Consider the following 26485-nt stretch of genomic DNA (forward strand, 5'->3'; position numbering starts at 1 on the left):
CCCACCCACTCACCCATGAAGCTGCAACTGCTGTCCGACCTGCACCTGGAAGCCCACCCGCATTTCACCCCCAGCCCCGCCGTTGGCGCCGATGTCCTGGTGTTGGCCGGCGACATCGGCTCTTACCAGGCCGGCTCGCTGCTGTCGGACGACGACTTCGGCCTGGCGCGCTTCTCCCCTCTGCCGCAGTACGCCGGATGGCCCACGCCAGTGGTCTTCGTCCCTGGCAACCATGAATACGACATGCAGGACTTCGACGCCGCGCATGCGCGCCTGCGCCGCATCTGCGACCGGCTGGGGCTGATCTGGCTGGAGCGTGAGAGCATGGTGCTGCAGGGGGTCCGCTTCGTTGGAACGACGCTGTGGAGCGACTTCGACGCGCTAGCCGACCACGCGGGGATCACCGACCCGGGCCAGCGACTGCAGCGGCGCGAGAAGGCGTTCCGCGCGGCCAACTTCTATCTCTCCAAGACTGGCAGCACCCGCCAGGGTGGGCCCTTCCTGGCCGCCGAGGTGCGCGAACAGGCCCTGGTTTGCCAGTCTTGGTTACGCAACGCGCTCGCACAGCCCTTTGCGGGCACGACGGTGGCCGTCACGCACTTCGCGCCCAGCCTGCTCAGCGCCGACCCGCGCTACGGCCTGGTGCCGGGCACGGCGGGGTTTTGCAATGCGCTGGACGACTGCCTGCCCCACGCCCAGCTGTGGCTGCACGGCCATCTGCATGCGCCCAGCGACTACCTGGTGCGCGGGGCCCGCGCGGACGGCACGCCCTGGAGCTGCCGCGTAGTGGCCAACCCGCTGGGCTATGCCCGCAAGGGGGAGCAGGCAACCTTTCAGCCGCACTGCGTGCTCACCGTATGATGCGTGCGGGCCCTGCGCCCGCCACCGCGTACCGCATCAAAAATATGACTGAAGTCAAGACAATAGGCGCCGGCGCGGATTAGTCTGATTTCTCGTTTCCGGAGCACTTCGAATGAACATCCTGCTTGCTGTCGACGGCAGCACCTACACCAAGAAAATGCTGGCCTACCTGGCCGCTCACGACGAGATGCTGGGCAGCTCGCACACCTACACGGCCATCACCGTGCAGCCCCAGTTGCCTCCCCGCGCGCGCGCCGCGCTCGGCAAGGAAGTCGTGGACAAGTACCACGCTGAGGAAGGCGAAAAGGTGCTGTCGCCCGTCGTGAAGTTCATGGCGCGTCAGGGCGTGCAGCTCAAGACCATGACCAAGGTGGGCCCGGCGGGCGAGACCATCGCCAAGGTGGCCGAGTCCGGCAAGTACGACCTGGTCGTCATGGGCACGCACGGCCACGGCTCGCTGGGCAAGCTGGTGATGGGCTCGGTCAGCACGCAGGTGCTGGCCAACTGCCAGGTGCCGGTACTGCTGGTGCGCTGATCAGGCCACCCGCATGGCGGGGCCGCTCGCCAGGCCGCTCAGGCAGGTGTCCGCGGCCCAGTCGATGATGCACTCGTCCGCATAGCCGCGGTCGCGCAGCATGCCGAGCATGGGATCGGCATTGCGCGCCAGCAGCGCACACAAGATCACATCGGGCGGCAACTCGCGCCGCAGCTGTCCCTGGGCCTGCGCCTCGACGATCCAGCCGAGGATGCAGGCATGCACCTCCTGCATCGATGCCTGGTAGGCGTCGCAGGCGCGCAGCGCCTGGGCCAGCGCGGAGTTGCGGCTGGGCAGCAGCGGCACCTCGTCGGCCAGTTGCAACTGCAGCGTCCAGCACAGCAGCGCGTGCAGGCGCTGCATGGCGCCCAGTTCGGCCGGCAGCGCCGCCAGAAAGCGCTGCAGGCGCTCCACTACATGCACCATGGCGGCCGAGCACAGGTCGTCCTTGCCGGCAAAGTGTTTGTACAGGCTGGCCTTGGCAATGCCCACGGCCGCGGCGACCTCGTCCACGGTCATGGTCTCGAAGCCTTTTTCGCCCAGCAGGCGGCTCGCGGCCTCCACGATGGCATCCTCGCGCGCCCGGAGCATCTGCTCCTTGAAGGACGGACGGGGCGGCTGCAACGTGTTCATGCGAGCGATGTTAGCGAGCCTTCACCCCGCGCAGGCCGATAACCCTAAAGACCCCCATCCGCGTGTGCCGTCAGGCCGACAGGTACTGCGCCGCCGCGCTGGTGAGCGCATCGGCCAGCGCATCCAGCACTTCCGACTCCAGGTTCCATGAGTGCCAGTACAGCTGGATGGGCAGCGTATGGCCTGGCGCCAGGTCCACCAGCCGGCCCTGCTGCAGCCAGGGGCGCGCGAGCAGCTCGGGCACCACGCTCACGCCCCAGCCCGCGGCCACGGCGCGCACCTGGCCCTCCGAGCTGGGCACGAACACGCGGCTGAGCGACACGCGTTTCAGGCCAAAGGTGCGCGTGACGAACTCGGCCTGCATATCGTCCTTGCGGTTGAACGAGACGAAAGGCACGTCGCGGAAGTTGTGCGCCGTGAGCCCTTGCGGCAGTTGTCGGCGCGCCAGCTCTGGCGCGGCCACGGCGACGTACTGCATCGCGCCCAGGGGCACCATGCGGCAGCCGCGCAGCGCGCTCTTCAACGTCGTCACGCAGCCCATGACCTGGCCCGAGCGCAGCCACTCCTGCGTGAAGTCCTGGTCGTCGGCAATGATCTCCAGCGGCAGGCGCTGGCGCACCAGGTCGCCGAGCGCGTCCACCGCCCAGGTGGCGATGCTGTCAGCGTTGATGGCGATGGCGATGCGCTCTTCCTCGCGGCCGCCGCCGCGCCCGCTGGGCATGAGGTCCTGCAGATCGCGCTCCAGGTCGGCGCGCAGCAGGCGCAGCTGCTTGGTGTGCTTGAGCAGCAACTGCCCGGCCGAAGTGGGCTTGAGCGGCCGGCTGCGCACGATGAGCACCGAGCCCACCTGCGCCTCCAGCGCACGCAGGCGCTGCGACACGGCGGACTGGGTGATGTTCAGGCGGCGCGCGGCGCGCTCGAAACCGCCCTCTTCGACGATGGCGGCCAGGCATTCCAGGGCGGCGGGGTCAAATGTGCTCACGGTCGGTATCCATTAGTCATTCTGATGAATTCCGAAGAAGTTTAATCACGCTTTTGTTTTTCATTGGGCCGCAGCACACTGCGCGCCATGAAAACCATCGTCCTGGGCGCCGGCATCATCGGCATTAGCACCGCCTGGCATCTGCGCGAGCGCGGGCATGAAGTCACTGTGGTCGACCGCCAGCCCGACGCGGCGCTGGAGACCAGTTTTGCCAACGCGGCGCAGATCTCGGTGAGCTACTGCGAGCCCTGGGCCAACCGCGAGGCGCCATGGAAGGCCCTCAAGTGGATGTTCGACAAGGAAGCGCCGCTGCTGTTTCGCCCCCAGCTCGACTGGGAGCAATGGCGCTGGTGCCTGAAGTTCCTGGCGCAGTGCAACGACACGGCCTTCGCACGCAACGTGCAGCAGATCGTGGCGCTGGGCGCGTACAGCCATGCCGCACTCAAGGACATAGTGCGCGCCACGGGCATCGAGTACCACCGGCTGGAACGCGGCATAGCGCACTTCTACACCGACCAGAAGTCCTTTGACGACGCGGCCCACGCCGTGGAACTGATGCGCCGCTTCGGCGTGCAGCGGCGCGTGGTCAGCCGCGACGAGCTGCTCGCCATCGAGCCGGCCTTCCGCGCTTACGGCGACCGCATCACCGGCGGCACCTACACCAGCACCGACGAGAGCGGCGACGCGCGCGTATTCACCCAGGCACTGGCCCGCCGCTGCGCCGAGCGCGGCGTGCAGTTCCTCTACGGTCACGACGTGCTGCGCCTGAACCGCTCCGGCGGCGCTATTGAATCAATAGCTATTCGCGCTCGCCAGGAAAGCGCTACAGGCCAAAATGACCAAGTACTGAAAGCCGATGCCGTGGTCGTTGCATGCGGCAGCTACAGCGCACCGCTGCTGCGGGGCGTGGGTGTGCACCTGCCCATCTACCCCGGCAAGGGCTACAGCGCCACGTTCCCGCTGCTCAAACCGGAGGGCGCGCCCATGGTCTCCACCATCGACGATGGCAAGAAGATCGCCATGAGCCGCCTGGGCAACGTGCTGCGCGTGGCCGGCACCATCGAGCTGGGCGGCTACGACCTGTCGCTGGACAGCCCTGTGGCGCGCGCGCGCTGCCACATGCTGTCGCGCCGCATTGAGACCATCCTGCCCGGCGTGTGCGACACGCGCACGCCCGAGGAAGGCGGAGATCCGCAGTACTGGACCGGCCTGCGCCCCGCCACGCCCACCAACATCCCGTTCATCGGCCGCACGCCGCTGCACGGCCTGTGGGTGAACGCCGGCCACGGCACGCTGGGCTGGACGCATGGCGCCGGCTCGGGCAAGGCCATGGCCGAGCTGCTGAGCGGCGAGCGGCCAGCCATGGACTTCGCCTTTCTGGGCGACGACACGTCCGCTGCCGCCTACGGGGCGCCGCGCCTGGCCTGAGCGGCTCGCACCTCAGCGTTTGCGCTGCACCAGCAGGTTGCGCTTGGCATCCTCGGGGTAGGCGAAGGTCACCGCGCCGGCTTGCACCTTGCCCATCACCAGCATGTTGGGAGTGATGGCTTCTTTCTCCTCGGCCGAGAAGGGCCGCTCGTAGGTCGCCACCACGCCGTAATACACGCGCTGCAGGTTCTCCAGCGAATGCTTGAGGGCTGGACCGTTGACCTGCCCGTCGCGGATGCCCAGCAGCGCATACATCAGCAGGTAGGCCGCGTCGTACCCTTGCGCCGCCGCCATCGGCACGGCCGGGCGGCCTTTGAAGGCGCGCGCGTAGGTGCTCAGGAACGAGGCGCGGCGTTCGTTGCTGGGCTCGGCGATGAAGGTCTGCGCCGTCAGCGCCCCCTCTGCGGCGTCCTTGCCGCCCTGGATGAAGAACGGGAACGACAGCGTCCAGCCGCCGACCTGCGGCACCTTCCAGCCCAGCTCCTTGCGGCCTTGGGCAATGACAGCGTTCTCCGGCCCTACGGTGTAGCTGAAGATGACCTGTGCGCCCGCATCGCGCGCGGCCTGCAACTGGGGCGCCAGGCTCTTCACGCCCAGAGGGAAGTTGGTCGCGTACACGGGCGTGAGCTGGTGCGCGGCGAGCGCCGCTTCCACGTCCTTGCGCCCGGCCTGGCCGTAGCCCGTGTCGTCGGCAAAGAGGGCCACGCGCGTCCAGCCGCGGCGCAGGATGTCCTCCACCACGAAGGGCGCCTGGATGTTGTCGGGGGCCGAGGTGCGGAAGATGAAGCTCTGCGCCGCCGGATAGGTGCGTGTCACGGGGGTGCCCGTGGCGCACGGCACGATCAAGGGCAGCTTCGCCTGCTGAAACACGTCCAGCGATTTCATCGCCACGCCGGTGTTGCAAAAGCCCAGGGCAGCCACCACGCCTTCTCTGGCCAGTTCCTGCGAGCGTTGACGGCCGGTGTCGGGCGAGCCCTGGTCGTCCTTGACCACCAGCTCCACAGGCCGGCCCAGGTAGCCGCCCACGGCGTTGAACTGCTCCACCGCGAGCTGGATGCCCTGCAGCATGGGCGTGCCGAAGTCCGACGACGGCCCCGAAAAGGGGCCGATGACCCCCACCTTCACGGGCTGGGCGCCCGCCATGCCCGCCAACGCCCACAGCGCCAGCGCCCCTGCCCAGTGTCTGGGTCTCATGGCCATCATCGTGTCTCCGCAATGTTGTGAAAAACACTCCAGCCTAACCAAAAGCGCGGGCGCGCGATGTGGTTTATTGCGCAGCGGTGCGCGGCCGCGGTCAGGGGCGGGTAAGCGATTTGCGGTGAGGGACCGCGCACGCGTTCAGTGCAGCACTGGCGCCGGGCCGGCCAGGAAGTCCAGCAGCGCCGCCTCGAAACCCTCGGGGTCTTCAAGCTGCGGCCAGTGGCCCACGCCGGGCAGCAGCACGGCGCGCGCATCGGGCAGCACATGGGCCAGGGCGAGCAGTGCCTCGGGCGGAGTGCAGCGGTCGTGCTCACCCCCGATGAGCAGCGCGGGCACCTGCAGGCGCACAAGTTCCGGCGCACGCCGCGCGAAAGCCGTCAGGGCCTCCAACGCACGGCGGTAGGTGGCGGGCGGCACGCGGCCCATGGCGTGCCGTGCAAGCTGCAGCCCCTCGGGCAGCGCGCCGGGGCCGGCGTCGCGCGCCACGGTAGGGTCGGCCAGCCGGGCCATGTCCCGTCCATCGTCCAGGCCCGCAAGGCGCGGCGCCACCCACACGGCGGTGGCGGCCTCGTCCAGCGCCGGGCCGCCGGCACACAGTACCAGCCGCCGCACGCGCAGCGGTGCCCGCACGGCGATCTCCAGCGCCAGCATCGCCCCCAGGCCGTGGCCGACCAGCACCACCTGCTCGCACCGCAGGGCATCGAGCAACAGCAGCGCACGCTGGGCCAGGCCCTTGAAGTTGTAGGGCTCCACCGGCGCACTGCCGCCATAGCCCGGCATGTCCCATGCCACGGCGCGGTAGCCCGCGGCGGCCAGGGTTTCCAGCGTGGGGGCAAAACCCAGGTGATCGCCGTCGGCATCGTGCAGCAGCAACACGGTAGGGCCGGAGCCGAGCAGGGAAAAGCGTGGAAGAAGAGACATCGCAGGGTCCAGGGCCGCAGGGCACGCGCGCTGCAGGCGCGCTGGTGCAGACTGATAATAGCCCTCCCATTGCCCTACGCGGCGCGCCCAGGGCGCCGCCCCCTTCGTGAACAGCCGCCTGCCCCACCCGCCCTCCAGCCAACCTCCCGTCTTCACGCCACGCGAGTTCCGCGACGCGCTGGGCATGTTCGCCACGGGCGTGACCATCGTCACGGCGCGCGGGGAAGGCGGCGCGCTGATCGGCATGACGGCAAACTCGTTTAACTCGGTGTCGCTGGAGCCGCCGCTGGTGCTGTGGAGCCTGGGGCACAAGACGTCGTCGCTGCCCGCTTTTTCCCGTGCCACGCACTACGCCATCAATGTGCTGACGGTGGAACAGCGCGCCCTGGCCGAGCAGTTCGCCACGCGCGGCATCGACCGCTTCGCCGGCGTGGCCTACCGCCTGGGACGGAGCGGCGTGCCGGTGCTGGACGGCGCGGCGGCCGTGTTCGAGTGCTTCAACCGCAGCCAGTACGTGGAGGGCGACCACACGATCTTCGTCGGCCAGGTGGAGCGTTGCAGCCACCGGGAAGGCGCCTCGCCCCTGCTGTACCACGGGGGGGTGTTCTATACGGAGCATCCGCTGGGAAGCCTTTCGGCCACCGTAGCCCGCCCGATGGAGAAATAGCGCCCCGGCTTGCGCCGGAGCGCAGGCACGCCCGGCCGCTTCGGGGCTGGGCGGAACGGGCCGGATATCTGCCCGTTACTTGGCGGTCGCCTCGGGCAGTTCGATCTTCACCTCCAGCACTTCCAGGTCGTCCTGGCGCTCGAAGTGGACCTTCAGGTCGTCGGCGTTGATCTTCACGTACTTGGAGATCACCGCCACCAGCTCGCGCTGCAGCGCGGGCAGATAGTCGGGCTGGCCGGCGCTGCGGCCGCTGCGCTCGTGCGCCAGGATGATCTGCAGGCGCTCCTTGGCCACCGAGGCCGTCTTTTTCTTCTCGCCGAGCAGGAAGGACAGCAGGGACATCTCGCTTACCTCCCGCCGAAGATGCGCTTGAAGAAGCCGGGCTTGGCCGCCTCGATGAAACGCAGGGGCTTGTCCTCGCCCAGGAAGCGCGCAACCACGTCCTTGTAGGCCTCGGACACATCGGTGCCCGACAGGTGGATGGCGGGCAGGCCCTGGTTGGAGGCCTGCAGCACGCTCTCGGACTCGGGGATCACGCCGATGAGCTTGATGCGCAGGATGTCCTGGATGTCCTCCAGGCTCAGCATCTGGCCGTCTTCCACACGATGGGGGTTGTAGCGCGTGATCAGCAGGTGTTCCTTGACGGGCTCGCCGCCTTCGATGGCGCGCTTGGTCTTGCTGCTGAGCATGCCCAGGATGCGGTCGGAGTCGCGCACGCTGGAGACTTCGGGGTTGGTGACCAGCAGCGCCTCGTCGGCGAAGTGCATGGCCATCAGCGCGCCGCTTTCGATGCCGGCGGGCGAGTCGCAGACGATGTAGTCAAAGCCCATGTCGGCGAGGTCCTTGAGCACCTTGCCCACGCCGTCCTGCGTGAGCGCGTCCTTGTCGCGCGTCTGGCTGGCGGCCAGCACGAACAGGTTCTCGCACTGCTTGTCCTTGATGAGGGCCTGGTTCAGGTTGGCCTCGCCCTGGATCACGTTGATCAGGTCATACACCACGCGGCGCTCGCAGCCCATGATGAGGTCCAGGTTGCGCAGGCCGACGTCAAAGTCGATGACGGCGGTCTTGTGGCCGGCGAGCGCCAGGCCCGATGCGAAGGCGGCACTGGTGGTGGTCTTGCCCACGCCCCCCTTGCCGGAGGTCACGACGACGATTTTGGCCATGTTCTGAGAGGTCCTTGCGTTGCGGTCTGTGGAGTAAGAAAAGGGGGGGACGGTCACAGCGGCTCGATGAGCAGCTTCTCACCGTCCAGCCGCACCTGGGCCGGCTTGCCGCGCACGTTGTCGGGCAGCTCGGTCTCGGTGGTGCGGTAGATGCCTGCCACGGAGACCAGTTGCGGCTCCATGCAGGTGCTGAAAATCCGGGCGCTGGTGTCGCCGCGCGCGCCGGCGATGGCCCGCCCGCGCAGCGGTGCGTACACGTGGATGTTGCCGTCGGCGATCACCTCGGCGCCAAAGCTGACCACGGCCATCACCACCAGGTCCGAGCCGCGGGCATACACCTGCTGGCCCGAGCGCAGCGGCTTGTCCACCACCACGGTCCCCGGCGCCGGCGCGGGCACGGGGACCTCGCGCACGACCTCCACCTCGCGGATGACTTCGTGGACCACCTCGCGGGGAGTGTTCTCACGCGGAGCCTGCATGCGGGGGGGCGGCGCGTCGGGGGCGGCAATCAGGCCCGCGTCGTGCGCGTCCTGCCTCTGCGCGCTGCTGCCGCCGCGCACGGCCACGGGCTGCGTACGATGGCTGCGCAGCGTCTTGACCAGCGCGGCGAAGTCGATGGGCTGTGGCTCGTCCTGCACGGCCGAGAGGTCGATCAGCACCGGGTCGTTGTCGAAAAATTCGGGGTCGTCGGCCCTGCGGGCAGCCAGCTCGGCGGCGATGCTGGCCACGTCGGTGGTCTTGAGCACCATGGCCACCACGGGCAGCTGGGCACTCTTGAGGTCTAGGTGGGTGCGGGCCTGGCCCGCCGTATCAACGGCCATGAAGCGGTTCGGATGGGAAAAAAGACGCCGCGCACGGGCGCCGCCTCGAAGCCGCAAAGTGTACCTGCGCTGCGCCGCTGCCACCGTATCAGGACGTGCAGCGAACCCAGGCGCACCCCAGGCCTGGGCCGCCGCGGACCTGGCTTCGCCAGTCCACCGGCTGCGTCCCCCTTCCCGCCGCGCAGCGCGGCGAGAGAAGGGGAAAGGTGCGCCAGCGCCGCGGGGGGATGCTCAGAACTTCGGAATGCGGATGCGGCTGATCATCAGCGAGCCCGACAGTGCGAACAGCAGCACCAGCGGGTGCAGCGTGAAGCCGCCGATCGTCACCGACCCCAGCCACAGCTGGCCGCGCACCGCGCCCACGCTGGCGGCCACGGCCATCAGCCCCACGAGCACGATGGAGGTGGGGATCGGCGTGCCCTCGAAGTACTTGACCTTGCCCGACGGGCCCTCGGCCAGCGTTTCGGCCGTGATGTTGAAGCGCGCCAGGCGCGACACACCGCAGGCCACGAAAAAGGCCAGCACCACGCGGTCGTACAGCCCCTGCATGCCGCAGGCGTAGGCGATGATGGCGGGCGCCACGCCGAAGGAGATCACGTCGGCCAGCGAATCCAGCTCGCGCCCCATGGCCGAGCTTTTCTGCCGCCAGCGCGCGATGCGCCCGTCCAGCACGTCGAACACCAGCGCCGCCAGCACCAGCGCACAGGCGAAGTACACATGGCGCACGTCCGACGTTTCCAGATAGGTCATCGACGAGAACAGCGCCCCGACGCCGCACACCGCGTTGCCCAGCGTGAACCAGTCCGCGAGGTGGAACTCGCGGATCATCGAAAAGCGTTTGTGGGGAGAAGCCATGGCGGCATTATCGAACGGCCGCCGGGCCTTTCCTTGTCCGCCGATGGCTGATTCGGTCTACTGGAAACGCGGGGCGCGCTTCTCGATGAAGGCGGTGACCGCTTCGCGGTGGTCGGCCGTCTTGTGGGCGATGGCCTGGTAGCCGGCGGAGATCTCCAGCAGCGAGGCCAGCGAGGCGCCCTGCCCCTCGCGCAGCAGCCGCTTGGTCATGCGCATCACGGCACCGGGGTTGGCGGCGATCTTCTCGGCCAGCGCGCGCGCGGTGGGCAGGAGCTGGTCGGCCGGCACCACGCGGCTCACCAGGCCGCAGGCCAGGGCCTCCTGGGCGCTGATGGCCTCGCCGGTGAAAGCCATCTCGGACGCCTTGGCCATGCCCACGGCCCGCGGCAGCAGCCAGGCGCCGCCGTCGCCGGGCACGATGCCCACGCGCACGAAGCTCTCGGCGAAGGTGGCGTTCTCGGCCGCGATGCGGATGTCGCACATGCAGGTCAGGTCCAGCCCCGCGCCGATGGCCGGGCCGTTGACGGCGCAGATCACCGGCACGTCGAGCTGGTACAGCGCGTTGGGGATCTGCTGGATGCCCTGGCGGTATTCCTCGCGGATCAGGTCGGGCGTGAGCGCATCGTCGAAGAAGCGCTGCATGTCCTTGACGTTGCCGCCCGAGCTGAAGATGGGGCCTGCGCCGGTGAGGATCAGCACCTTCACGCTGGCGTCCTTGCGCACGGTGTCGCACAGCTGCACGAACTCCTGGACGGCCGTGTTGCCGGTGAGCGCATTGCGCGTCTCGGGCTGGTTCATGGTGGCGGTCAGGATGCCGCCGTCGCGTTCAATGGTCAGGAAGGCCATGGTGTCTCTCCGTAGTCAAAAGTAGGAGCTTCCAGCGCACATCACTGCTTGATTTCAACATGAAAACACATTGAATTCCTTGATTGATGTGCGCAAACAGCTATGGTTTTCAGAGCGCCATTTCCACATCGGTGATGCGGCGCACGAGGTCCAGCGTCAGCCCGCCGTGCGCCAGCAGCGCCTTGCCGGCCACGCCGTGCCAGTAAGACTCGCTGCCGGCCGTCTGGCGCCAGGCGTGCAGGCGGCGGGTGAACAGCTGCAGGTCGTATTCCGCGGTGAAGCCGATGGCGCCGTGGATGGCGTGGGCGAACTCGGCCACGGCCAATGCGGCCTCGCTGCAGCGCGCCTTGGCAGTGGCCACACGCAGCCGGTCGGGCAGCACACCGGCGCCGTTGCAGCCCAGCTGCGCAGCCATGCGCGCGGCGAACACATGCTCGCTCATCACCGCCAGCTGGTGCTGGATGGCCTGGAACTTGCCGATGGGGCGGCCGAACTGCTGGCGCTCGTTGGCGTACTGCAGGGTGCGGCGGAACACGTCGCCCAACGCGCCGGCCATCTGCGGGGCCACCACGGCGGCCTGCAGGGTGCGTGCGTCTTGCGCGGCATCCACCGGCACCCCGGGCGCGGCCTCCACCTGGGCAGCAGTCCAGGCCAGGGCGGCATCCAGCGCCAGCGCCTGGGGCGCAGCCTGCGCATCGGCCGTGGCCAGCAGGTGCCAGGCGCTGCCAGCCTGCACCAGTACGTGATCGGCCACCTGGCCGCCGCGCACCAGGGCGCAGCGCACGCCGCCATCCGGCAGCCGCTCGCCACGCGCCAGCGTGATGCTGCCGGCGGGGCGAGCCACGCCGGCCTGGGCCAGCAGCGCGCGCGCCACCATGGTCTCGCCCAGCGGCAGCGGCAGCGCATGCGCGCCGCATTGCTCCAGCACGCCGAACACCTGGGTCAGCCCCAGCCCGGCGCCGCCGTCGTCCTCGGGCAGCAGCGCATCGGCGAGGCCCGTGGCCTCCAGCTGCGCCCACAGCTGCTGCGTCGCAGGCGCAGCGCGCCCGCCGGATTCGATGGCGCGCACCACCGGGGGGGTGCACTGGTCGGCCAGCACCTGGCGGGCGGCGTCGGCAAACAGATCGTTGTCTTGGCTCATGTCGTGGCTCCGTTTCAGCGCAGGCCCAGGCCCCGGGCGATCATCCCGCGCAGGATGTCGCGCGTGCCGCCGCGCAAAGAGAACGAGGGCGAGGCCTCGGTCACGTATTTCAGGGTCATCAGCAGTTCCACCGGCACGTCTTCCGCCTCGCGGGCGAACAGGTCGTCGGCGATCGCCGCGGGGATCATCTGCTCCAGCGTGGTGCCCAGCTCCTTGACCAGCGCGGCCTCGACGATGGGGCTTTCACCGCGCACCAGCTTGTCCTGAATGGCCACCGACATGGCGCGCAGCGGCGCGAGCTGCGTGAGCACCTGGCCGGCCAGGCGCTGGGCCGACTCCGTGTGTCCTTGCGGCGTGCGCACGTAATCCAGCCACTGGTCGAACAGCACGATGCTGGAGAACAGCCGCTCGGGCCCGCTGCGCTCGAAGGCGAGTTCCGCCGTCACCTGCTCCCAGCCCTGGCCCTCGGCGCCGATGAGCGCATCGGGGCCCAACTGCACGTTGTCGAAGAACACCTCGCAGAAATGGCGGTCGCCCGACAGGTCCTCGATGGGGCGCACCGTGACGCCGGGCAGCGACAGGTCCACGATGACCTGCGACAGGCCCTTGTGGCGATCCTCGCTGCTGCCGGAGGTGCGCACCAGCGCAATCATGTACTGGCAGTGGTGCGCGTTGGTGGTCCAGATCTTCTGGCCGTTGAGCACAAAGCCCTGGTCATTGGGCGTGGCACGGGTGCGCACGCTGGCCAGGTCCGAGCCCGAACCCGGCTCGCTCATGCCGATGCAAAAGAACGCCTCGCCGCGGCACACCTGGGGGATGTAAAACTGCTTTTGCGCCTCGGTGCCGTACTTCAGGATCAGCGGCGCGCTCTGGCGGTCGGCAATCCAGTGCGAGCCCACGGGCGCGCCGCAGGCGAGGAACTCCTCCACCAGCACATAGCGCGTGAAGGCGCTGCGTCCACCGCCACCATATTCCTTGGGCAGCGTGACGCCGATCCAGCCGCGGGCGGCCAGCTTGCGGCTCAGCTCGCTGCTGTAGCCGCCCCACGAGCGGGCGCGGATATGCGCGGGCAGTTCGGCGATCGCCTCGGCCAGGAAGGCACGCACCTCGGCGCGCAGGGCCTCGTCCTCGGGAGGGATGCGCGTGAGCGCGAGTGAATCCAGGGTACTCATCCCAAAACTCCGTTGTCTCTGTAGGTTTGCAGTGCCTCGGGCGCAAGGCCGAGGTGGCGGGCCAGCACCGCATCGGTGTGCTGGCCCAGTTGCGGGGGCGTATGGCGGTAGCTCACGGGCGTGTCCGACAGGCGCAGGGGGCTGGCCACCAGCGGCACGCTGCCCGCCTGGGGGTGCGGCATGGCGATCTGCATGCCGCGCGCCTTGACCTGCGGGTCGTCGAACACCTCGCGCACGGTGTTGATGGGGCCGCAGGGCACGCCGTGCTGCTCCAGCAGGGCGATCCAGTCGCGCGTGGGCTTGCCCACCGTCACGCCGCGGATCAGCGCCACCAGTTCGTCGCGGTGCGCCACGCGCGCGGCGTTGGTGGCAAAGCGCGCATCCTGCGCCCAGCCGGGCTGGCCCGCGGCGTGGCACAAGCGCGCGAACTGGCCGTCGTTGCCCACGGCCAGGATCATGTGGCCGTCGGCCGTGGGGAAGTCCTGGTAGGGCACGGTGTTGGGGTGGGCGTTGCCCATGCGCTGCGGCACCTTGCCGCCGTACAGGTAGTTCATGCCCTGGTTGGCCAGGCACGCCACGCCCACGTCCAGCAGCGCCAGGTCGATGTGCTGGCCGCGGCCGGTGTGCTCGCGCGCCTGCAGCGCGGCCAGGATGGCGGTGCTGGCGTACAGGCCGGTGAGGATGTCGGTGAGCGCCACGCCCACCTTCATCGGGCCGCCGCCGTCCTCGCCGTCGGGGCGGCCGGTGACGCTCATCAGCCCGCCCATGCCCTGGATCAGGAAGTCGTAGCCGGCGCGGTGCGCATACGGCCCGCTCTGCCCGAAGCCGGTGATGGAGCAGTACACCAGGCGCGGGTTGAGTGCGCTCAGCGAGGCATAGTCCAGCCCGTACTGCGCCAGGCCGCCGGTCTTGAAGTTCTCCACCAGCACGTCGCACTGCTGCGCCAGGCGCCGCACCAGCTCCTGCCCCTCGGGGCGGGTGAAGTCTATGGTCACCGACTGCTTGTTGCGGTTGGTGCACATGTAGTAGGCCGACTCGCCCGTGGGCTGGCCGGCGGGGTCGGTCACGTAGGGCGGGCCCCAGGCGCGCGTGTCGTCGCCGCTGCCGGGGCGCTCCACCTTGATGACCTCGGCGCCCAGGTCACCCAGCGTCTGGGCGGCCCAGGGGCCGGCCAGCACGCGCGACAGGTCCAGCACCTTCACGTGCTGCAGCGCGCCAGGTTGCAGGGCGGCCGGTGAGGTCATTGCAGCGGCACCTTGGCCTGGGTGACGATGCGCTTCCACAGCGCGATCTCGTTCTTCTGGAACTCGTGCATCTGGGCGGGGCCGCCGGTCATGGGCGTGGCGCCCAAGCGCTCGTAAAAGGCGCGGGTCTCATCCATCTTGGAGATGGTGGTGAACAGCTCGGCCAGCTTGGCGGTCTCGGCCGGGGGTGTCTTGCTGCTGACCATCGCGCCCACCCAGGTGTAGGCCTCGAAGCCGGGCAGGCCGGCCTCGCTGGCGGTGGGCACGTCGGGCGAGGTGGCCACGCGCTTGTCCGCCGCCACGGCCAGCACCTTGACGCGCCCGCCCTTGGCCAGCTCCTGCACGGCCGTGACTTCGGCAAAGGCGTAGTCCACGGTGCCCGCCGCGAGGGCGGTCATGGTCTCGCCGGCGCCCTTGAACGGCACATGCACGGTCTGCACGCCGGCGCTGTCGTTGAGCAGCTCGCCCATGAGCTGGTAGCCGGCCGAGCCCGCGCCGAAGTTCACCTTGCCCGGGTGGGCCTTGGCATAGCTGACCAGCCCCTTGAGGTCGGCAAACGGTGCCTGCGGGGCCGTGGCCAGCATGGCGGGCGAACGCATCATCATGGTCAGCGGCGCAAAGTCCTTCACCGGGTCGTAGGGCAGCTCCTTGAACAGCGCCGCGTTCACCGCCAGGGTGGAGTTGCTGCCGATGAAGACGGTGTAGCCGTCGGCCGGGGCCGAGAGCACCTGCTTGACCGCGATGAAGCCGTTGGCGCCGGGCTTGTTCTCCACCACCACGGACTGGCCCGTGAGGTCCTGCAGCTTGCGCGCAAAGTAGCGCGCCGAGGTGTCGGTGCCGCTGCCGGGCCCGAAGGGCACGACGAACTTGAGGGTCTTGGACGGGAAGGCCTGCGCCTGCACGGCGGGCGCGAGGGTGGTGCCCAGGGCCACGAGGCTGGCGCCCGCCAGGGCGCGCAGGGTGGTTCTGCGGTGGAATGCCATGTGCAATGTCTCCTTGGAGTCTCTGCTCCGCTACGGTGCCCCGCAAAGGGGTCGGAGTTGGCACTCTAGGCAGCACCTAGCATGCTGTCTAATATTAAGAATTTAGATTTCAATACTTTTTGCATATCGCATGAACCTCCGGCAACTCAGCCAGTTCGTCGCATTGGCGGAAACCGGCAACTTCCACCGCGCGGCCGAGCGCCTGCACATGGCGCAACCGCCCCTGTCGGTGTCCATCCGCAAGCTGGAGGAGGAACTCGGCAGCCCCCTGTTCGAGCGCACCACCACGGGCGTGGTGCTCACCCCGGCCGGCGAAGCCATGCTGGGCGACGCCCGCCGCGCGCTGTTCCACGCCCAGCAGTGCCGCCAGGCGGTACAGGACGCGCGCGAGGGCGAGGGCGGGCTGCTGCGCCTGGGCATCATCGGCTCGGCCACCTATGCGCTGCTGCCGCAGCTCATCCCCTCGCTGCGCCAGCGCTATCCGCAGATCGAGCTGGAGCTGAGCGAAGCCACGTCGTCCGAGATCCTGGAGGGGCTGGTGTCGCGGCGCTTTGATGCCGGCCTGCTGCGCTACCCGGTGCTGGACCCGAGCGGCTTCGAGCTGCTGCCGCTGGACCGCGACGACTTCGTGCTGGCCGTGGCCGAGAGCAGCCCGCTGGCGCAGCGCGACGCCATCGCGCTGGCCGAGGCCGCGCACGAGCCCTTCATCATGTACCCGCAGCACAAGGTGCCCAGCCTCTCGGCCCTGGCCATGATGCGCTGCCAGTTCTCTGGCTTTGCGCCGCGCGTGGCGCAGGAGGCGATGCAGGTGCAGACCATCATGAGCCTGGTGGCCTCGGGCCTGGGCGTGGGCCTGGTGGCCAGCGTGGCGCGGCAGGTGGTGCCGCGCGGCGTGAAATGCCTGGCGCTCACCGACAACCCGCCGGGCTTTCACGTGGGCATTGCGCTGGCGCGCCTGGCCGGCGGCGCCAGCCGCGTGGTGGAGCGCTTCACGGAGCACGCGCTGCGCTTTGCCAGCGTGCCGCGCGTGGAAGGAGAGAACTGGGACAAACCGGGCTGAACCGCCCGTCCATCAAGCGTGATTAGCTATCTTTTATGAAGCACCACCGGCCGCACGCCGCGCGGCAAAGTCCACGTACCACGCCAGGCAGCCGGGATTGGCCATCGCGTCCGGGTTGACCACCTTGTCCATCGGCTGGCCCAGCAGCAGCTTCTTGACGGGCAGCTCCTGCTTCTTGCCGCTCAGCGTGCGCGGCACCTCGGCCACCTGCACGATTTCGTCGGGCAGGAAGCGCGGGCTCAGGCTGGCGCGGATGGCGTCGTTGATCCGCGCGCGCAGGCCGTCGTCCAGCACCAGGCCGCTGCGCAGCACCACGAACAGCGGCATGTAGCTGGCGCGGCCCAGGTATTCCAGGTCCACGACCAGGCTGTCGAGCACCTCGGGCAGGGCCTCCACGGCGCTGTAGATCTCGCTCGTGCCCATGCGCAGGCCGTGGCGGTTGATGGTGGCGTCGCTGCGGCCGTAGATCACGCAGCCGGGGCGGGCGCTGGAGCCGATCTCGATCCAGTCGCCGTGGCGCCAGACGGCCCCGGCCTCGGGCCCCAGATCCCCGCCGCCGGGCCTGCGGCCATGGCCGGGCGGGTACATGTCGAAGTAGCTGGCGCGGTAGCGCGCGCCATCGGCGTCGCCCCACAGGAACAAGGGCATGGACGGGATGGGCTGGGTGCACACCAGCTCGCCCACGGCGTCCAGCACCGGGCGGCCCTGCTCGTCCCAGGCCTCGACGGCCGCGCCCAGCATGCGGCACTGCATGCGCCCGGGCGTTTGCGGCAGCTCGCGATTGCCGCCGATGAAGGCGCCCGCGAAGTCGGTGCCGCCGGAGATGTTGCACCACCAGACCTGAGGCACGCCCGCGCTGGCCAGGAGTTGCGATCCCCACCGCTGCACTTCGGCAGGCAGCGGCGACCCCGTGGAGCCCAGCACGCGGATCGCCGACAGATCGCCGCAGGCCGCAGGGGTGATCCCGGCCTTCATGCAGTGGCCGTAGAACGCGGCGCCAGCGCCGAAGAAGGTCACGCGCTCCTCGGCTGCCATGCGCCACAGCACTGTCCAGTCGGGCCGCTCCTTGCTGCCGCCGGGGTTGCCGTCGTACAGCACGCAGGTGGTGCCGCCCAGCAGGCCGCCGACCTGGGCGTTCCACATGATCCAGCCGGTGGAGCTGTACCAGTGGTAGCGCTCGCCCAGGGAGTTGGGCGCGTAGCTGCAGCCGATGTCGTTGTGCAGCACCGCCAGCTGCAGCATCACCAGCAACATACCGCCATGACCGTGCACGATGGGCTTGGGCAGGCCGGTAGTGCCGCTGGAATAGACGATCCACAGCGGGTGGTCGAACGGCAGCCACGCCGGTTCAAAGGCCGCAGTCTCTGCATCATTTCGGGCGATGACGCTTGCGTAGCAAGCGGTATCAGCTACTATTTTTGAAGCATTCAGGTTGTTCACCAGCACCACGTGGCGCAGCGTGGGCAGTTGCGCGCGCAGTTCCGCCAGCACGTCGCAACGGTCGTGGTCGCGCCCCCCATAGGTGACGCCGTCCACGGCCAACAGCACCGTCGGTGCGATCTGGCGGAAGCGGTCCAGCACCGCGTGCGTGCCCATGTCGGGCGCGCACAGGCTCCACACCGCGCCGATGCTGGCGCAGGCCAGGAAGGCGACGATGGTCTCGGGGATGTTGGGCAGGTAGGCTGCCACGCGATCGCCGGGCTGTACGCCTTGAGCCCTCATGTGCAGCGCCAGCGCCGCCACCTGCCGGCGCAGCGCGGGCCAGGACAGCTCGCGGCGCTCGCCGCGTTCGTTGCGGCCGATGAGGGCCGGCTGGCCTGCGGCCTGTGCGGCGTCCACATGGCGCAGCACCTGGCGCGCGTAGTTCACCTGCGCGCCGGGGAACCACTGCGCGCCGGGCATCACGTTCTTTGCGAGTACCGCGCTGTGCGGCGTGGGTGACTGCAGGTCGAAGTAGTCCCAGATGCTCTGCCAGAAGGCGTCCAGATCGGTGGTGGACCAGCGCCAGAGCGCGTCGTAATCGTCAAAGCGCAGGCCGTGCTGCGCCTGCAGCCAATCCTGGTAGCGGCGTATCTGGGGCGCGTAAGGCGGGTGTGTTGGGGGGATGTTGTGGTGTGTCTCCATGCGCACAGCCTAGCGCGGTCGCTGCCTCCGTGCGCGCCACGCACGTGACAACTGGCCGGCGGCACCTCGCCGGTCGCACCTGGCCTCAGCGCCGCGGCTGCTCCGTCACGCTGGTGATGGCATAGCCCTTGTCGCGCAACTGCCGTCCGGGCTCGGGAATACCAAGGTCGTTCCAGTGCGCCTGGGTTTCGTCCCGTTCCACGGCGCGGTGCTCGCAGTTCCAATCGGTATTGATGGCCTCCTGCGGTATGGGCTTGCCCTCGGGCACGGCCAGATGGGAATAACGCCCCTCGGCTTCGGATCGGCGGTAGATGTCCACGCGCATGTCGGGTCCTTTGCTTGCTGGTTGCAGGGTTCTCCACTGTAGTGAGACCATCGCCCGCCCGGCGTAGGAAGCGGCCGCATGGCCGCCGTGCTTGACGCAAGGCAAGATCGCCGCTTTCCGCCCTGCCGACAATTGCCCGCTGTTGCCACTGCCGGCGGCCTGTTTCTGAATCATGACAACACAAGACGTTTCCTCTCAGCGCAGCGACGTGCTCATCGTGGGTGCGGGGCCTGCCGGGCTGTCGCTGGCGGCCTCGCTGGCCCAGGCCGGCATGCAGGTCACGGTGCTGGAGCAGCAACCCGTCTCCACGCTGGCCGCGCCACCGGCCGACGGGCGCGAGATCGCACTCACCCACCCCAGCGTGGCCACGCTGCAGCGCATCGGCAGCTGGCAGCGCCTGGCCGCGCACGAGGTCGGCCTGCTGCGCGAGGCGCAGGTGCACGACGGCCCCGTGGGCCAGCGCGGGGCCATGCAGCTGCACGCAGGCGGCAGTGGCGTCCAGCATCTGGGCTGGATCGTGCCCAACCACGCGCTGCGCCGCACGGCCTACGAGGTAGCCGCGCACACGCCCGGCGTACGACTGGTCACCGAGGCGCGCGTCACCCGCGTGGCCGTCACGCCCGCGCATGCCGAGCTGGAATACACCGACACCCGCAACCTCGACGCAGCGCCCCTGCGTCTGCAGGCCCCGCTGCTGGTGGCGGCCGACAGCCGCTTTTCCGCCACGCGGCGCCAGTTGAGCATCGGCGCAGCCATGCACGACTTCGGCCGCACGGTCATCGTCTGCCGCCTGCGCCATGAACTGCCGCACCACGAGGTCGCGCACGAGTGCTTCGGCTACGAGCAGACGCTGGCGATCCTGCCGCTGCCGGGCGACCTGGTCGATGGCGCGCCGATGTGCTCGGCCGTGGTCACCACCGGCGCGGCGCATGCGCAGGAGTTGCTGGCACTGCCCCCTGAGGCATTCGCCGCACGCGTGCAAGCCCAGTTCAAGGACCGCCTGGGCGCAATGCGGCTGGTGGGCGAGCGCCACGCCTACCCGCTGGTCGCCGTGTATGCGCACCGCTTCGCCGCCGCGCGCTGCGCGCTGCTGGGTGACGCGGCCGTCGGCATGCACCCGGTGACGGCGCACGGGTTCAACCTGGGGCTGGCGGGTGTGGACAGCCTCACGCGCACTCTCACCCAGGCACGCGAGCGCGGCGCGGACATCGGCGCCGCCAGCGTGCTGGAAGGCTACGCGCGCGGCCATCACCGCCACGCCTGGCCGCTGTACCAGGGCACGAATGCCATCGTGCGCCTGTACACCGACGACCGGCCGCTGCCCCGCCTGCTGCGCCAGGTGGTGCTGGCGGGCGCCAACCGGCTGCCGCCCCTCAAGGGCGCCATCGTGAGCCAGCTCACAGGCCGGCGCCCCGCCTGGCCCAGCGCCGCACCTTAGTGCGCACACCGCCATCCAACTGGAGGGGCAGGCACTCGCTGCCTGTCCCGGCCTACGTCCTGCGGCACACCCATCCATAATGGCCGCATGGACAACCTGTTGGACCATCTCTGCGAGACCGTCACCCGCGCACGCACCGTCGAAGAGCTCACCCGGCCGCTGCTGGAGCTGCTGGAAGACATCACCGGGTTCGAATCCACCTACCTCACGGTGGTGGACCTGGAGCGGGGTGTGCAGCGTGTGCTGTACGCGCGCAACACGCGCCAAATGCAGATCCCCGAGGGACTGAGCGTGCCCTGGCACGACACGTTGTGCAAACGCGCGCTGGACGAGGGCCGCCCCTTCACCGCCGACGTGGGGCAATGCTGGGGCGATTCGCAGGCCGCCGCGGCGCTGGGCATCCAGACCTACGCCAGCACACCGGTGCGCATGGCCGACGGCCAGCTCTACGGCACGCTCTGCGCCGCCAGCGACGAGCGCCAGGAGCTCACTTCCCAGGCGCGCAACGCGCTGACGCTGTTCGCGCGGCTCATTGGCCAGCAGGTCGAGCGCGAGCTGCTGCTGCAGCAATTGCTGCAGGCCAATGCCCGGCTGGCGGCCTATGCGGCGACCGATGCCCTCACCGGCCTACCCAACCGCCGCGCGCTGCGCGAGATGCTGCACCAGCAACTGGCGCAAGGCGCGCGCCAGGGCACGGCGGTGCTGATCGCCTTCATGGACCTGGACGGTTTCAAGGCGATCAACGACACCTATGGCCACGAGGTGGGCGACCTCTTCCTGGCCGACATGGCCGAGCGGCTGCGCGGCGCGGCGCGCGCGCAGGACTTCGTTGCACGCTACGGGGGCGATGAGTTCGTGGCCGTAGGCCCCGGCCCCGCGCCCGGCCCGGCGCTGGAGGCGGCCCGCCAGGGGTTCGGCCAGCGCCTGGCACAGGCCACGCGCGGGCGCTTTGGCGGGGCGGGCGCCCCCATCGACTACGCCGGCGCCAGCGTGGGTGTGATCGCCGTGCTCCCCAACGGCATGACGGCCGACGAGGCGCTGCGCGAGGCCGACCGCGCCATGTACGCCGCCAAGAAGGCGCGCCGCGCCGTGCGCTGAACAAGCCCCCGCACGGGCATGCGCGGCAGGGGGCCGGGATAATCCGCCGCTCTGCCAGCCCCCTCCACCCCTTTGCCCATGCCCGCAGCCCTGCCCCGCGTGCTGTCCGTCATCCCGCCGATGACGCAGCTCAACACGCCCTACCCCTCCACCGCCTACCTCACGGGCTTTCTGCGCTCGCGCGGCGTGCCGGCGTGGCAGGAGGACCTGGCGATCGCGCTGGTGTTGCGGCTGCTCTCGCGCGACGGTCTCGCGCAGGTCGCCGAAAGGGCACAGGCCCTGCCCGCAAACGCGCAGAGCCCGGCGGTGCAGTCCTTTCTTGCACAGCAAGAGCGGTACCTGGCCACCATCGGCCCAGCCATGGCCTTTTTGCAGGGGCGCGACAGCACCCTCGCGCACCGCATCGTGGGCCGCCACTACCTGCCGGAGGGGCCGCGCTTCGCGGCGCTGGACGTGTACGAGGACGACGGCAGCGGCGACCCGCTGGGCTGGGCCTTCGGCGCCCTGGGCCTGGCCGACAAGGCCAAGCATCTGGCCACGCTGTACCTCAACGACCTGGCGGACGTGCTGCAGGGCGCCGTGGACGCGCGTTTCGAGTTTGTGCGATACGCCGAACAGCTCGCCGGCAGCCAGCCCACGTTCGACCCGCTGGCCGACGCGCTGGCGCAGGCGCCGACCTTCGTGGACGAGGTGCTGCAGCAGCTCACCCATGAGGCCGTCGCGCGCCACCAGCCCGGCGTGGTGCTGCTCTCAGTGCCCTTCCCGGGCTCGGTGTACGGCGCGTTTCGCATTGCCCAGGCCATCAAGGCACAGCACCCGCACATCGTCACCGTACTGGGCGGCGGCTTCGTCAACACCGAGCTGCGCGAGCTGGCCGACCCACGGGTGTTCGATTTCTTCGACTACGTGACGCTGGACGCCGGCGAGCGCCCGCTGCTCGCGCTGCTGGAGCACCTGCAAGGCCAGCGCGGGCGCCAGCGGCTGGTGCGCACCTTTGTACGCAATGACGATGGCGCCGTGCAGTACGTCCACCTGGCGGAGCCCGACGTCGCCTTTGCCGAGATCGGCACGCCCACCTGGGACGGCCTGCCGCTTCAGCGCTATCTGTCGCTGCTGGACATGCTCAACCCCATGCACCGGCTGTGGAGCGACGGGCGCTGGAACAAGCTCACCGTGGCGCACGGCTGCTACTGGAAGAAGTGCAGCTTCTGCGACGTGAATCTGGACTACATCGGCCGCTACGAGGGCGCCAGCGCCCAGGTGCTGGCCGACCGCATCGCGGCCATCGTGGCCGAGACCGGGCAGACCGGTTTTCACTTCGTCGATGAAGCCGCGCCACCCAAGGCCCTCAAGGCGCTCGCGCAGGAGCTGATCGCACGCGGCACCGGCATCTCCTGGTGGGGCAACGTGCGCTTTGAAAAGACCTTCACGCCCGAGCTGGCCGAGCTGCTGGCCGACGCGGGCTGCATCGCCATCTCGGGCGGGCTGGAGGTCGCCTCCGATCGGCTGCTGGGCCTGATGAAGAAGGGTGTCAGCGTGGACCAGGTGGCACGCGTGACCCGTGCCTTCAGCGACGCCGGCATCCTGGTGCACGCCTACCTGATGTACGGCTTTCCCACGCAGACCGTGCAGGACACGGTGGACGCGCTGGAATACGTGCGCCAGCTGTTCGGCAACGGCTGCATTCAGAGCGGGTTCTTTCACCGCTTTGCCTGCACCGTGCATTCACCCGTGGGGCAGAACCCCGAGGAATACGGCGTGACCCTGGCCCCGTTGCCGCCGGGCGGCTTTGCCAAGAACGACGTGGCCTTTATCGACCCCACGGGCGTGGACCACGACGCGCTGGGCGCCGGGCTGAAAAAGGCCATCTACAACTACATGCACGGCATCGGGCTGGAGCAGGACGTGCGCATGTGGTTCCCCTTCCGCGTGCCCAAGACCACGGTGCGGCGCGACCGCATAGCACGTGCCCTGGCGGTGCGCTAGCTATTGTTTTAATAGCTCTTCGTGCTTTCCCCGCAAAGCTTTGCGCTCACCGCGCGTACACTACGCGCCCGGTATTTCTGAGCAACGAGGTGTCCTATGTGGTGGCAGCAGCAACGTTTTTCGGCACAAGGGCGCTGGCAGGCCATTGCAGAGCAGGCGGCCGTGGTCGAAGTGGATGTCCAAGGCGTGGTGCGCGAAGTGAACGCGCGGTTTTGTGACCTGCTGGGCTACCAGCGTGCCGAATTGATCGGCCAGCCCCAAACGATTTTCTATCCGCCGGAATACGTTGCCAGCCCTGCCTTTCAGGCCAATTGGCGGCGCCTGTGCGGCGGCGAATTCGTGCAAGGCACGGCGCAGCGCCGCTGCAAAAACGGCACCGTGGTCTGGGTGCAGGGCATGTTCTACCCCGTGCGCGATGCCCGCGGCCGGGTGGAGCGCATCGTGGGGCTGGTTTACGACGTGACCGCCACGCAGGAGCAGACGCAGCGCGCCCATGCCATCCTGGAGGCCATCGAACGCTCCATGGCAGTGATCGAATTCGACCTGCAAGGCCATGTGCTGCGCGCCAACGACCACTTTCTGCACACCATGGGCTACACCCGCCAGAACCTGGTGGGCCAGCACCACCGCATCTTGTGCCCGCCCGCATTCGCGCAAAGCAGCGACTACCCACGCTTTTGGGACGATTTGCGCGCGGGCGTGTATTCCAAGGGCAAGATCGAGCGCGTCGATGCGCGGGGGCGCACGGTGTGGCTGGAGGCGACGTACAACCCGGTGCTCGACCCTGACGGCGTGGTGAGCCACATCGTCAAGTTCGCCACCGACATCACCGCGCGTGTGCAGCAGGCGCAGGCGCGCGAGCAGGGCGTGAACACGGCGTTTGCCGTGGCGCAGGAGACGCAGCAGCTCTCCGAAGAAGGCACGCAAACCATCGTCGACGCCACGGCGCGCATCCAGTCGATCGCCCAGCTGTTCGAGGACACCGCGGCCCGCGTGCACGAACTCGGGCGCAAGACCGAGAGCATCGCCGCCAGCGTGCAGGGCATACGCCGCGTGGCCGACCAGACCAACCTGCTGGCCCTCAACGCGGCGGTGGAGGCCGCGCGTGCCGGCGTGGCCGGGCGCGGCTTTGCCGTGGTGGCCGAGGAGGTGCGCAAACTCGCCGGCGACAGCCGCACCGCCACCAACGACATCCACCAGACCATCCAGGCCGTGCTGCAGGAGATGCGGGCGATGATCGACCACATCCAGGGCGGTGTGGCGGCGGTGGAGCAGGGCGCCCAGCTGTCACGCCAGGCGCGCGACGCCATCGAGCGCATCCGCGAGGACGCACACAAGGTGGTTGACGTGGTGCAGGAGCTGCACGCGCTCGAGACCGGCAAGCCGGGGCGCTGAGGGCCTGGCAAACCTGGGCCCCGTGACGGCAGGAAACGGCCCCGCCACGCTCGGCAGGCCGGCGGCGATGGGCCCGTCTGGCACCCCTGGGTGATAGCGCACTCCTGCACACTCCTGATTTGATAGCTGTTTGCGCTTGCCACACAAGCGCCAGAGGCCCATCTAACCTCTAAAATCAGCGCTTTCACACAAGGAGAGCCCCATGGCCCTTTTGCAATGGAATGAGCGCCCGGCGCAGGTGCTGCAGGGTGGCGGCGTGATCGGACCGGATGAGCGCCTGCCCTGGCCGCAGACCGGGCTGATGGGCATACAGCACGTCATCGCCATGTTCGGCGCCACGGTGCTGGCGCCCATCCTGATGGGGTTCGACCCCAACGTGGCGGTGCTGATGAGCGGCATCGGCACGCTGATCTTCTTCCTCATCACCGGCGGCAAGGTCCCGAGCTACCTGGGCTCGTCGTTCGCCTTCATCGGCGTGGTGATCGCGGCCACGGCCTATGCAGGCAAAGGGCCCAACGCCAACATCGGCGTGGCGCTGGGCGGCATCATCGCCTGCGGCCTGGTGTACACGCTGGTGGGCGTGGTGGTGCACCTGGTGGGCACGGGCTGGATCGAGCGCTTCATGCCCCCGGTGGTCACCGGCGCGGTGGTGGCCGTGATCGGGCTGAACCTGGCCGGCATCCCCATCAAGAACATGGCGGCCAACAACTTCGAGGCCTGGATGCAGGCCCTGACCTTCGTGTGCGTGGCGCTGGTGGCGGTATTCACCAGCGGCATGCTGCAGCGCCTGCTGATCCTGGTGGGCCTGATCATCGCCAGCCTGCTGTACGCGCTGCTGACCAACGGCATGGGCCTGGGCAAGCCGATCGACGTGTCGGGCATCGCCAACGCCGCCTGGTTTGGCCTGCCGCAGTTCCATGCGCCGGTGTTCGAGGCCAACGCCCTGCTGCTCATCGTGCCCGTGGTCATCATCCTGGTGGCCGAGAACCTGGGCCACATCAAGGCCGTGACGGCCATGACCGGCAAGAACCTGGACCAATACATGGGCCGCGCCTTCATCGGCGACGGCGTGGCGACCATGGTGAGCGGCGCGGCCGGCGGCACGGGCGTGACGACGTACGCCGAGAACATCGGCGTGATGGCCGCCACGCGCATCTACTCCACGGCGGTGTTCCTGGTCGCGGCGCTGCTGGCGGTGCTGCTGGGCTTCTCACCCAAGTTCGGCGCGCTGATCCAGGCGATCCCGCTGCCGGTCATGGGCGGCGTGTCCATCGTGGTGTTCGGCCTGATTGCGATTGCCGGCGCCAAGATCTGGGTGGACAACCGGGTGGACTTCTCGCAGAACAAGAACCTCATCGTGGCGGCGATCACGCTGATCCTGGGCACCGGCGAATTCACGCTGAAGTTCGGCGACTTCGCGCTGGGCGGCATCGGCACCGCGACCTTCGGCGCCATCGTGCTGTACGCGGCCCTGAACCGCGGCAAGTAAGGCTGGGCGGGAGCGCCCAGGCGCGCTCCCGTATCCATAGCTGCTAGCGCTTATCCTGAAACGATTCAAGGCACTTTCCGCCTTGAAAATCAATCGTAACAAGCGCCAGCAGCTCTTT

25 protein-coding genes are annotated in these 26485 nt (G+C 69.0%); 10 read left to right on the top strand and 15 right to left on the bottom strand.

The window, feature by feature from the left end; genetic code table 11:
* Window positions 1-15 precede the first annotated feature (15 nt).
* Window positions 16-861, top strand: coding sequence for a metallophosphoesterase (locus tag BA022_RS14790; protein WP_088887961.1), 846 nt, complete (start codon window positions 16-18; stop codon window positions 859-861).
* Window positions 862-973: 112 nt separating this feature from the next.
* Window positions 974-1396, top strand: a complete 423-nt coding sequence (locus BA022_RS14795) for a universal stress protein (protein WP_012655202.1) — start codon at window positions 974-976, stop codon at window positions 1394-1396.
* Here BA022_RS14795 and BA022_RS14800 read toward each other — a convergent pair whose 3' ends face one another.
* Both BA022_RS14800 and BA022_RS14805 read right to left on the bottom strand, forming a co-directional pair.
* Entirely contained in the window at window positions 1397-2029 is a 633-nt protein-coding gene (locus BA022_RS14800) for a TetR/AcrR family transcriptional regulator (protein ID WP_123675385.1), read from the bottom strand.
* A 70-nt stretch (window positions 2030-2099) separates the two neighbouring features.
* Window positions 2100-3011, bottom strand: a complete 912-nt coding sequence (locus BA022_RS14805; RefSeq protein WP_011803542.1) for a LysR family transcriptional regulator ArgP — start codon at window positions 3009-3011, stop codon at window positions 2100-2102.
* Window positions 3012-3098: 87 nt separating this feature from the next.
* Here BA022_RS14805 and BA022_RS14810 point away from each other — a divergent pair, with 87 nt between their 5' ends.
* On the top strand, window positions 3099-4439 hold the full coding sequence (locus BA022_RS14810; protein WP_088888634.1) for a D-amino acid dehydrogenase: 1341 nt from the start codon (window positions 3099-3101) through the stop codon (window positions 4437-4439).
* 12 nt (window positions 4440-4451) lie between these two features.
* On the opposite strand, the gene BA022_RS14815 is transcribed toward BA022_RS14810, so the two are convergent.
* The gene (locus tag BA022_RS14815; RefSeq protein WP_088887962.1) at window positions 4452-5642 is read right to left on the bottom strand and encodes an ABC transporter substrate-binding protein; all 1191 of its coding nucleotides are present in this window, start codon (window positions 5640-5642) and stop codon (window positions 4452-4454) included.
* Window positions 5643-5777: 135 nt separating this feature from the next.
* Window positions 5778-6560, bottom strand: coding sequence for an alpha/beta fold hydrolase (locus BA022_RS14820; RefSeq protein ID WP_047350122.1), 783 nt, complete (start codon window positions 6558-6560; stop codon window positions 5778-5780).
* Between the two features lie 106 nt (window positions 6561-6666).
* On the opposite strand from BA022_RS14820, the gene BA022_RS14825 reads away from it, so the two are divergent.
* Entirely contained in the window at window positions 6667-7227 is a 561-nt protein-coding gene (locus tag BA022_RS14825; protein WP_012655197.1) for a flavin reductase family protein, read from the top strand.
* 75 nt (window positions 7228-7302) lie between these two features.
* Here BA022_RS14825 and minE read toward each other — a convergent pair whose 3' ends face one another.
* The 9 genes from minE to BA022_RS14870 all read right to left on the bottom strand — a co-directional run bounded on the left by minE (window position 7303) and on the right by BA022_RS14870 (window position 15452).
* Window positions 7303-7569: a cell division topological specificity factor MinE gene (gene minE / locus BA022_RS14830; RefSeq protein ID WP_011803537.1), complete on the bottom strand. Its 267-nt coding sequence runs from the start codon at window positions 7567-7569 to the stop codon at window positions 7303-7305.
* Window positions 7570-7574: 5 nt separating this feature from the next.
* Window positions 7575-8390, bottom strand: coding sequence for a septum site-determining protein MinD (gene minD, locus BA022_RS14835; RefSeq protein WP_011803536.1), 816 nt, complete (start codon window positions 8388-8390; stop codon window positions 7575-7577).
* Window positions 8391-8443: 53 nt separating this feature from the next.
* Window positions 8444-9211: a septum site-determining protein MinC gene (gene minC, locus BA022_RS14840; RefSeq protein ID WP_011803535.1), complete on the bottom strand. Its 768-nt coding sequence runs from the start codon at window positions 9209-9211 to the stop codon at window positions 8444-8446.
* 231 nt (window positions 9212-9442) lie between these two features.
* The gene (gene pssA, locus BA022_RS14845; protein WP_011803534.1) at window positions 9443-10066 is read right to left on the bottom strand and encodes a CDP-diacylglycerol--serine O-phosphatidyltransferase; all 624 of its coding nucleotides are present in this window, start codon (window positions 10064-10066) and stop codon (window positions 9443-9445) included.
* A gap of 57 nt (window positions 10067-10123) precedes the next feature.
* On the bottom strand, window positions 10124-10912 hold the full coding sequence (locus tag BA022_RS14850; protein WP_088887963.1) for a crotonase/enoyl-CoA hydratase family protein: 789 nt from the start codon (window positions 10910-10912) through the stop codon (window positions 10124-10126).
* A gap of 109 nt (window positions 10913-11021) precedes the next feature.
* On the bottom strand, window positions 11022-12053 hold the full coding sequence (locus BA022_RS14855) for an acyl-CoA dehydrogenase family protein (RefSeq protein ID WP_088887964.1): 1032 nt from the start codon (window positions 12051-12053) through the stop codon (window positions 11022-11024).
* A gap of 14 nt (window positions 12054-12067) precedes the next feature.
* Window positions 12068-13225 carry an acyl-CoA dehydrogenase family protein gene (locus tag BA022_RS14860; RefSeq protein ID WP_088887965.1) on the bottom strand — a complete coding sequence of 386 codons (1158 nt, stop codon included), beginning with the start codon at window positions 13223-13225 and terminating at the stop codon, window positions 12068-12070.
* A complete protein-coding gene (locus tag BA022_RS14865) occupies window positions 13222-14469 on the bottom strand; it encodes a CaiB/BaiF CoA transferase family protein (protein WP_088887966.1) in 1248 nt (415 codons plus the stop codon). The genes BA022_RS14860 and BA022_RS14865 overlap by 4 nt, the downstream gene beginning before the upstream one ends.
* Window positions 14466-15452 (bottom strand): Bug family tripartite tricarboxylate transporter substrate binding protein, encoded by a 987-nt coding sequence (locus tag BA022_RS14870; protein ID WP_011803526.1) that lies wholly within the window; start codon window positions 15450-15452, stop codon window positions 14466-14468. Before BA022_RS14870 ends, BA022_RS14865 begins: the two co-directional genes overlap by 4 nt.
* Before the next feature lie 130 nt (window positions 15453-15582).
* On the opposite strand from BA022_RS14870, the gene BA022_RS14875 reads away from it, so the two are divergent.
* A complete protein-coding gene (locus tag BA022_RS14875; RefSeq protein ID WP_088887967.1) occupies window positions 15583-16512 on the top strand; it encodes a LysR family transcriptional regulator in 930 nt (309 codons plus the stop codon).
* Between the two features lie 33 nt (window positions 16513-16545).
* Here the strand turns inward: BA022_RS14875 and BA022_RS14880 are convergent, their stop codons facing one another.
* Both BA022_RS14880 and BA022_RS14885 read right to left on the bottom strand, forming a co-directional pair.
* Entirely contained in the window at window positions 16546-18636 is a 2091-nt protein-coding gene (locus BA022_RS14880) for an acetoacetate--CoA ligase (protein ID WP_088887968.1), read from the bottom strand.
* Window positions 18637-18721: 85 nt separating this feature from the next.
* The gene (locus BA022_RS14885; protein ID WP_012655189.1) at window positions 18722-18961 is read right to left on the bottom strand and encodes a DUF6139 family protein; all 240 of its coding nucleotides are present in this window, start codon (window positions 18959-18961) and stop codon (window positions 18722-18724) included.
* A 172-nt stretch (window positions 18962-19133) separates the two neighbouring features.
* Here BA022_RS14885 and ubiM point away from each other — a divergent pair, with 172 nt between their 5' ends.
* The 5 genes from ubiM to BA022_RS14910 all read left to right on the top strand — a co-directional run bounded on the left by ubiM (window position 19134) and on the right by BA022_RS14910 (window position 26367).
* On the top strand, window positions 19134-20399 hold the full coding sequence (gene ubiM / locus BA022_RS14890) for a 5-demethoxyubiquinol-8 5-hydroxylase UbiM (RefSeq protein ID WP_088887969.1): 1266 nt from the start codon (window positions 19134-19136) through the stop codon (window positions 20397-20399).
* A gap of 87 nt (window positions 20400-20486) precedes the next feature.
* Window positions 20487-21497 carry a sensor domain-containing diguanylate cyclase gene (locus tag BA022_RS14895; RefSeq protein ID WP_088887970.1) on the top strand — a complete coding sequence of 337 codons (1011 nt, stop codon included), beginning with the start codon at window positions 20487-20489 and terminating at the stop codon, window positions 21495-21497.
* A 78-nt stretch (window positions 21498-21575) separates the two neighbouring features.
* Window positions 21576-23483, top strand: a complete 1908-nt coding sequence (locus tag BA022_RS14900) for a B12-binding domain-containing radical SAM protein (protein ID WP_187305973.1) — start codon at window positions 21576-21578, stop codon at window positions 23481-23483.
* Window positions 23484-23579: 96 nt separating this feature from the next.
* A complete protein-coding gene (locus tag BA022_RS14905) occupies window positions 23580-24878 on the top strand; it encodes a methyl-accepting chemotaxis protein (RefSeq protein ID WP_012655185.1) in 1299 nt (432 codons plus the stop codon).
* 202 nt (window positions 24879-25080) lie between these two features.
* Window positions 25081-26367, top strand: a complete 1287-nt coding sequence (locus BA022_RS14910; protein WP_088887971.1) for a solute carrier family 23 protein — start codon at window positions 25081-25083, stop codon at window positions 26365-26367.
* Window positions 26368-26485 lie beyond the last annotated feature (118 nt).

Source organism: Diaphorobacter nitroreducens (assembly GCF_002214645.1).
Classification (GTDB): Bacteria; Pseudomonadota; Gammaproteobacteria; order Burkholderiales; family Burkholderiaceae_C; genus Diaphorobacter; species Diaphorobacter nitroreducens.

What these genes read in the sequence shown, in the direction of transcription:
- BA022_RS14790 (WP_088887961.1), top strand. Translation starts at nt 16, where the DNA reads ATGAAGCTGCAACTGCTGTCCGACCTGCACCTGGAAGCCCACCCGCAT.
- BA022_RS14795 (WP_012655202.1), top strand. Translation starts at nt 974, where the DNA reads ATGAACATCCTGCTTGCTGTCGACGGCAGCACCTACACCAAGAAAATG.
- BA022_RS14800 (WP_123675385.1), bottom strand. Translation starts at nt 2,029, where the DNA reads ATGAACACGTTGCAGCCGCCCCGTCCGTCCTTCAAGGAGCAGATGCTC.
- BA022_RS14810 (WP_088888634.1), top strand. Translation starts at nt 3,099, where the DNA reads ATGAAAACCATCGTCCTGGGCGCCGGCATCATCGGCATTAGCACCGCC.
- BA022_RS14815 (WP_088887962.1), bottom strand. Translation starts at nt 5,642, where the DNA reads ATGATGGCCATGAGACCCAGACACTGGGCAGGGGCGCTGGCGCTGTGG.
- BA022_RS14820 (WP_047350122.1), bottom strand. Translation starts at nt 6,560, where the DNA reads ATGTCTCTTCTTCCACGCTTTTCCCTGCTCGGCTCCGGCCCTACCGTG.
- minE (WP_011803537.1), bottom strand. Translation starts at nt 7,569, where the DNA reads ATGTCCCTGCTGTCCTTCCTGCTCGGCGAGAAGAAAAAGACGGCCTCG.
- minD (WP_011803536.1), bottom strand. Translation starts at nt 8,390, where the DNA reads ATGGCCAAAATCGTCGTCGTGACCTCCGGCAAGGGGGGCGTGGGCAAG.
- minC (WP_011803535.1), bottom strand. Translation starts at nt 9,211, where the DNA reads ATGGCCGTTGATACGGCGGGCCAGGCCCGCACCCACCTAGACCTCAAG.
- pssA (WP_011803534.1), bottom strand. Translation starts at nt 10,066, where the DNA reads ATGGCTTCTCCCCACAAACGCTTTTCGATGATCCGCGAGTTCCACCTC.
- BA022_RS14850 (WP_088887963.1), bottom strand. Translation starts at nt 10,912, where the DNA reads ATGGCCTTCCTGACCATTGAACGCGACGGCGGCATCCTGACCGCCACC.
- BA022_RS14855 (WP_088887964.1), bottom strand. Translation starts at nt 12,053, where the DNA reads ATGAGCCAAGACAACGATCTGTTTGCCGACGCCGCCCGCCAGGTGCTG.
- BA022_RS14860 (WP_088887965.1), bottom strand. Translation starts at nt 13,225, where the DNA reads ATGAGTACCCTGGATTCACTCGCGCTCACGCGCATCCCTCCCGAGGAC.
- BA022_RS14865 (WP_088887966.1), bottom strand. Translation starts at nt 14,469, where the DNA reads ATGACCTCACCGGCCGCCCTGCAACCTGGCGCGCTGCAGCACGTGAAG.
- BA022_RS14870 (WP_011803526.1), bottom strand. Translation starts at nt 15,452, where the DNA reads ATGGCATTCCACCGCAGAACCACCCTGCGCGCCCTGGCGGGCGCCAGC.
- BA022_RS14875 (WP_088887967.1), top strand. Translation starts at nt 15,583, where the DNA reads ATGAACCTCCGGCAACTCAGCCAGTTCGTCGCATTGGCGGAAACCGGC.
- BA022_RS14880 (WP_088887968.1), bottom strand. Translation starts at nt 18,636, where the DNA reads ATGGAGACACACCACAACATCCCCCCAACACACCCGCCTTACGCGCCC.
- BA022_RS14885 (WP_012655189.1), bottom strand. Translation starts at nt 18,961, where the DNA reads ATGCGCGTGGACATCTACCGCCGATCCGAAGCCGAGGGGCGTTATTCC.
- ubiM (WP_088887969.1), top strand. Translation starts at nt 19,134, where the DNA reads ATGACAACACAAGACGTTTCCTCTCAGCGCAGCGACGTGCTCATCGTG.
- BA022_RS14895 (WP_088887970.1), top strand. Translation starts at nt 20,487, where the DNA reads ATGGACAACCTGTTGGACCATCTCTGCGAGACCGTCACCCGCGCACGC.
- BA022_RS14900 (WP_187305973.1), top strand. Translation starts at nt 21,576, where the DNA reads ATGCCCGCAGCCCTGCCCCGCGTGCTGTCCGTCATCCCGCCGATGACG.
- BA022_RS14905 (WP_012655185.1), top strand. Translation starts at nt 23,580, where the DNA reads ATGTGGTGGCAGCAGCAACGTTTTTCGGCACAAGGGCGCTGGCAGGCC.
- BA022_RS14910 (WP_088887971.1), top strand. Translation starts at nt 25,081, where the DNA reads ATGGCCCTTTTGCAATGGAATGAGCGCCCGGCGCAGGTGCTGCAGGGT.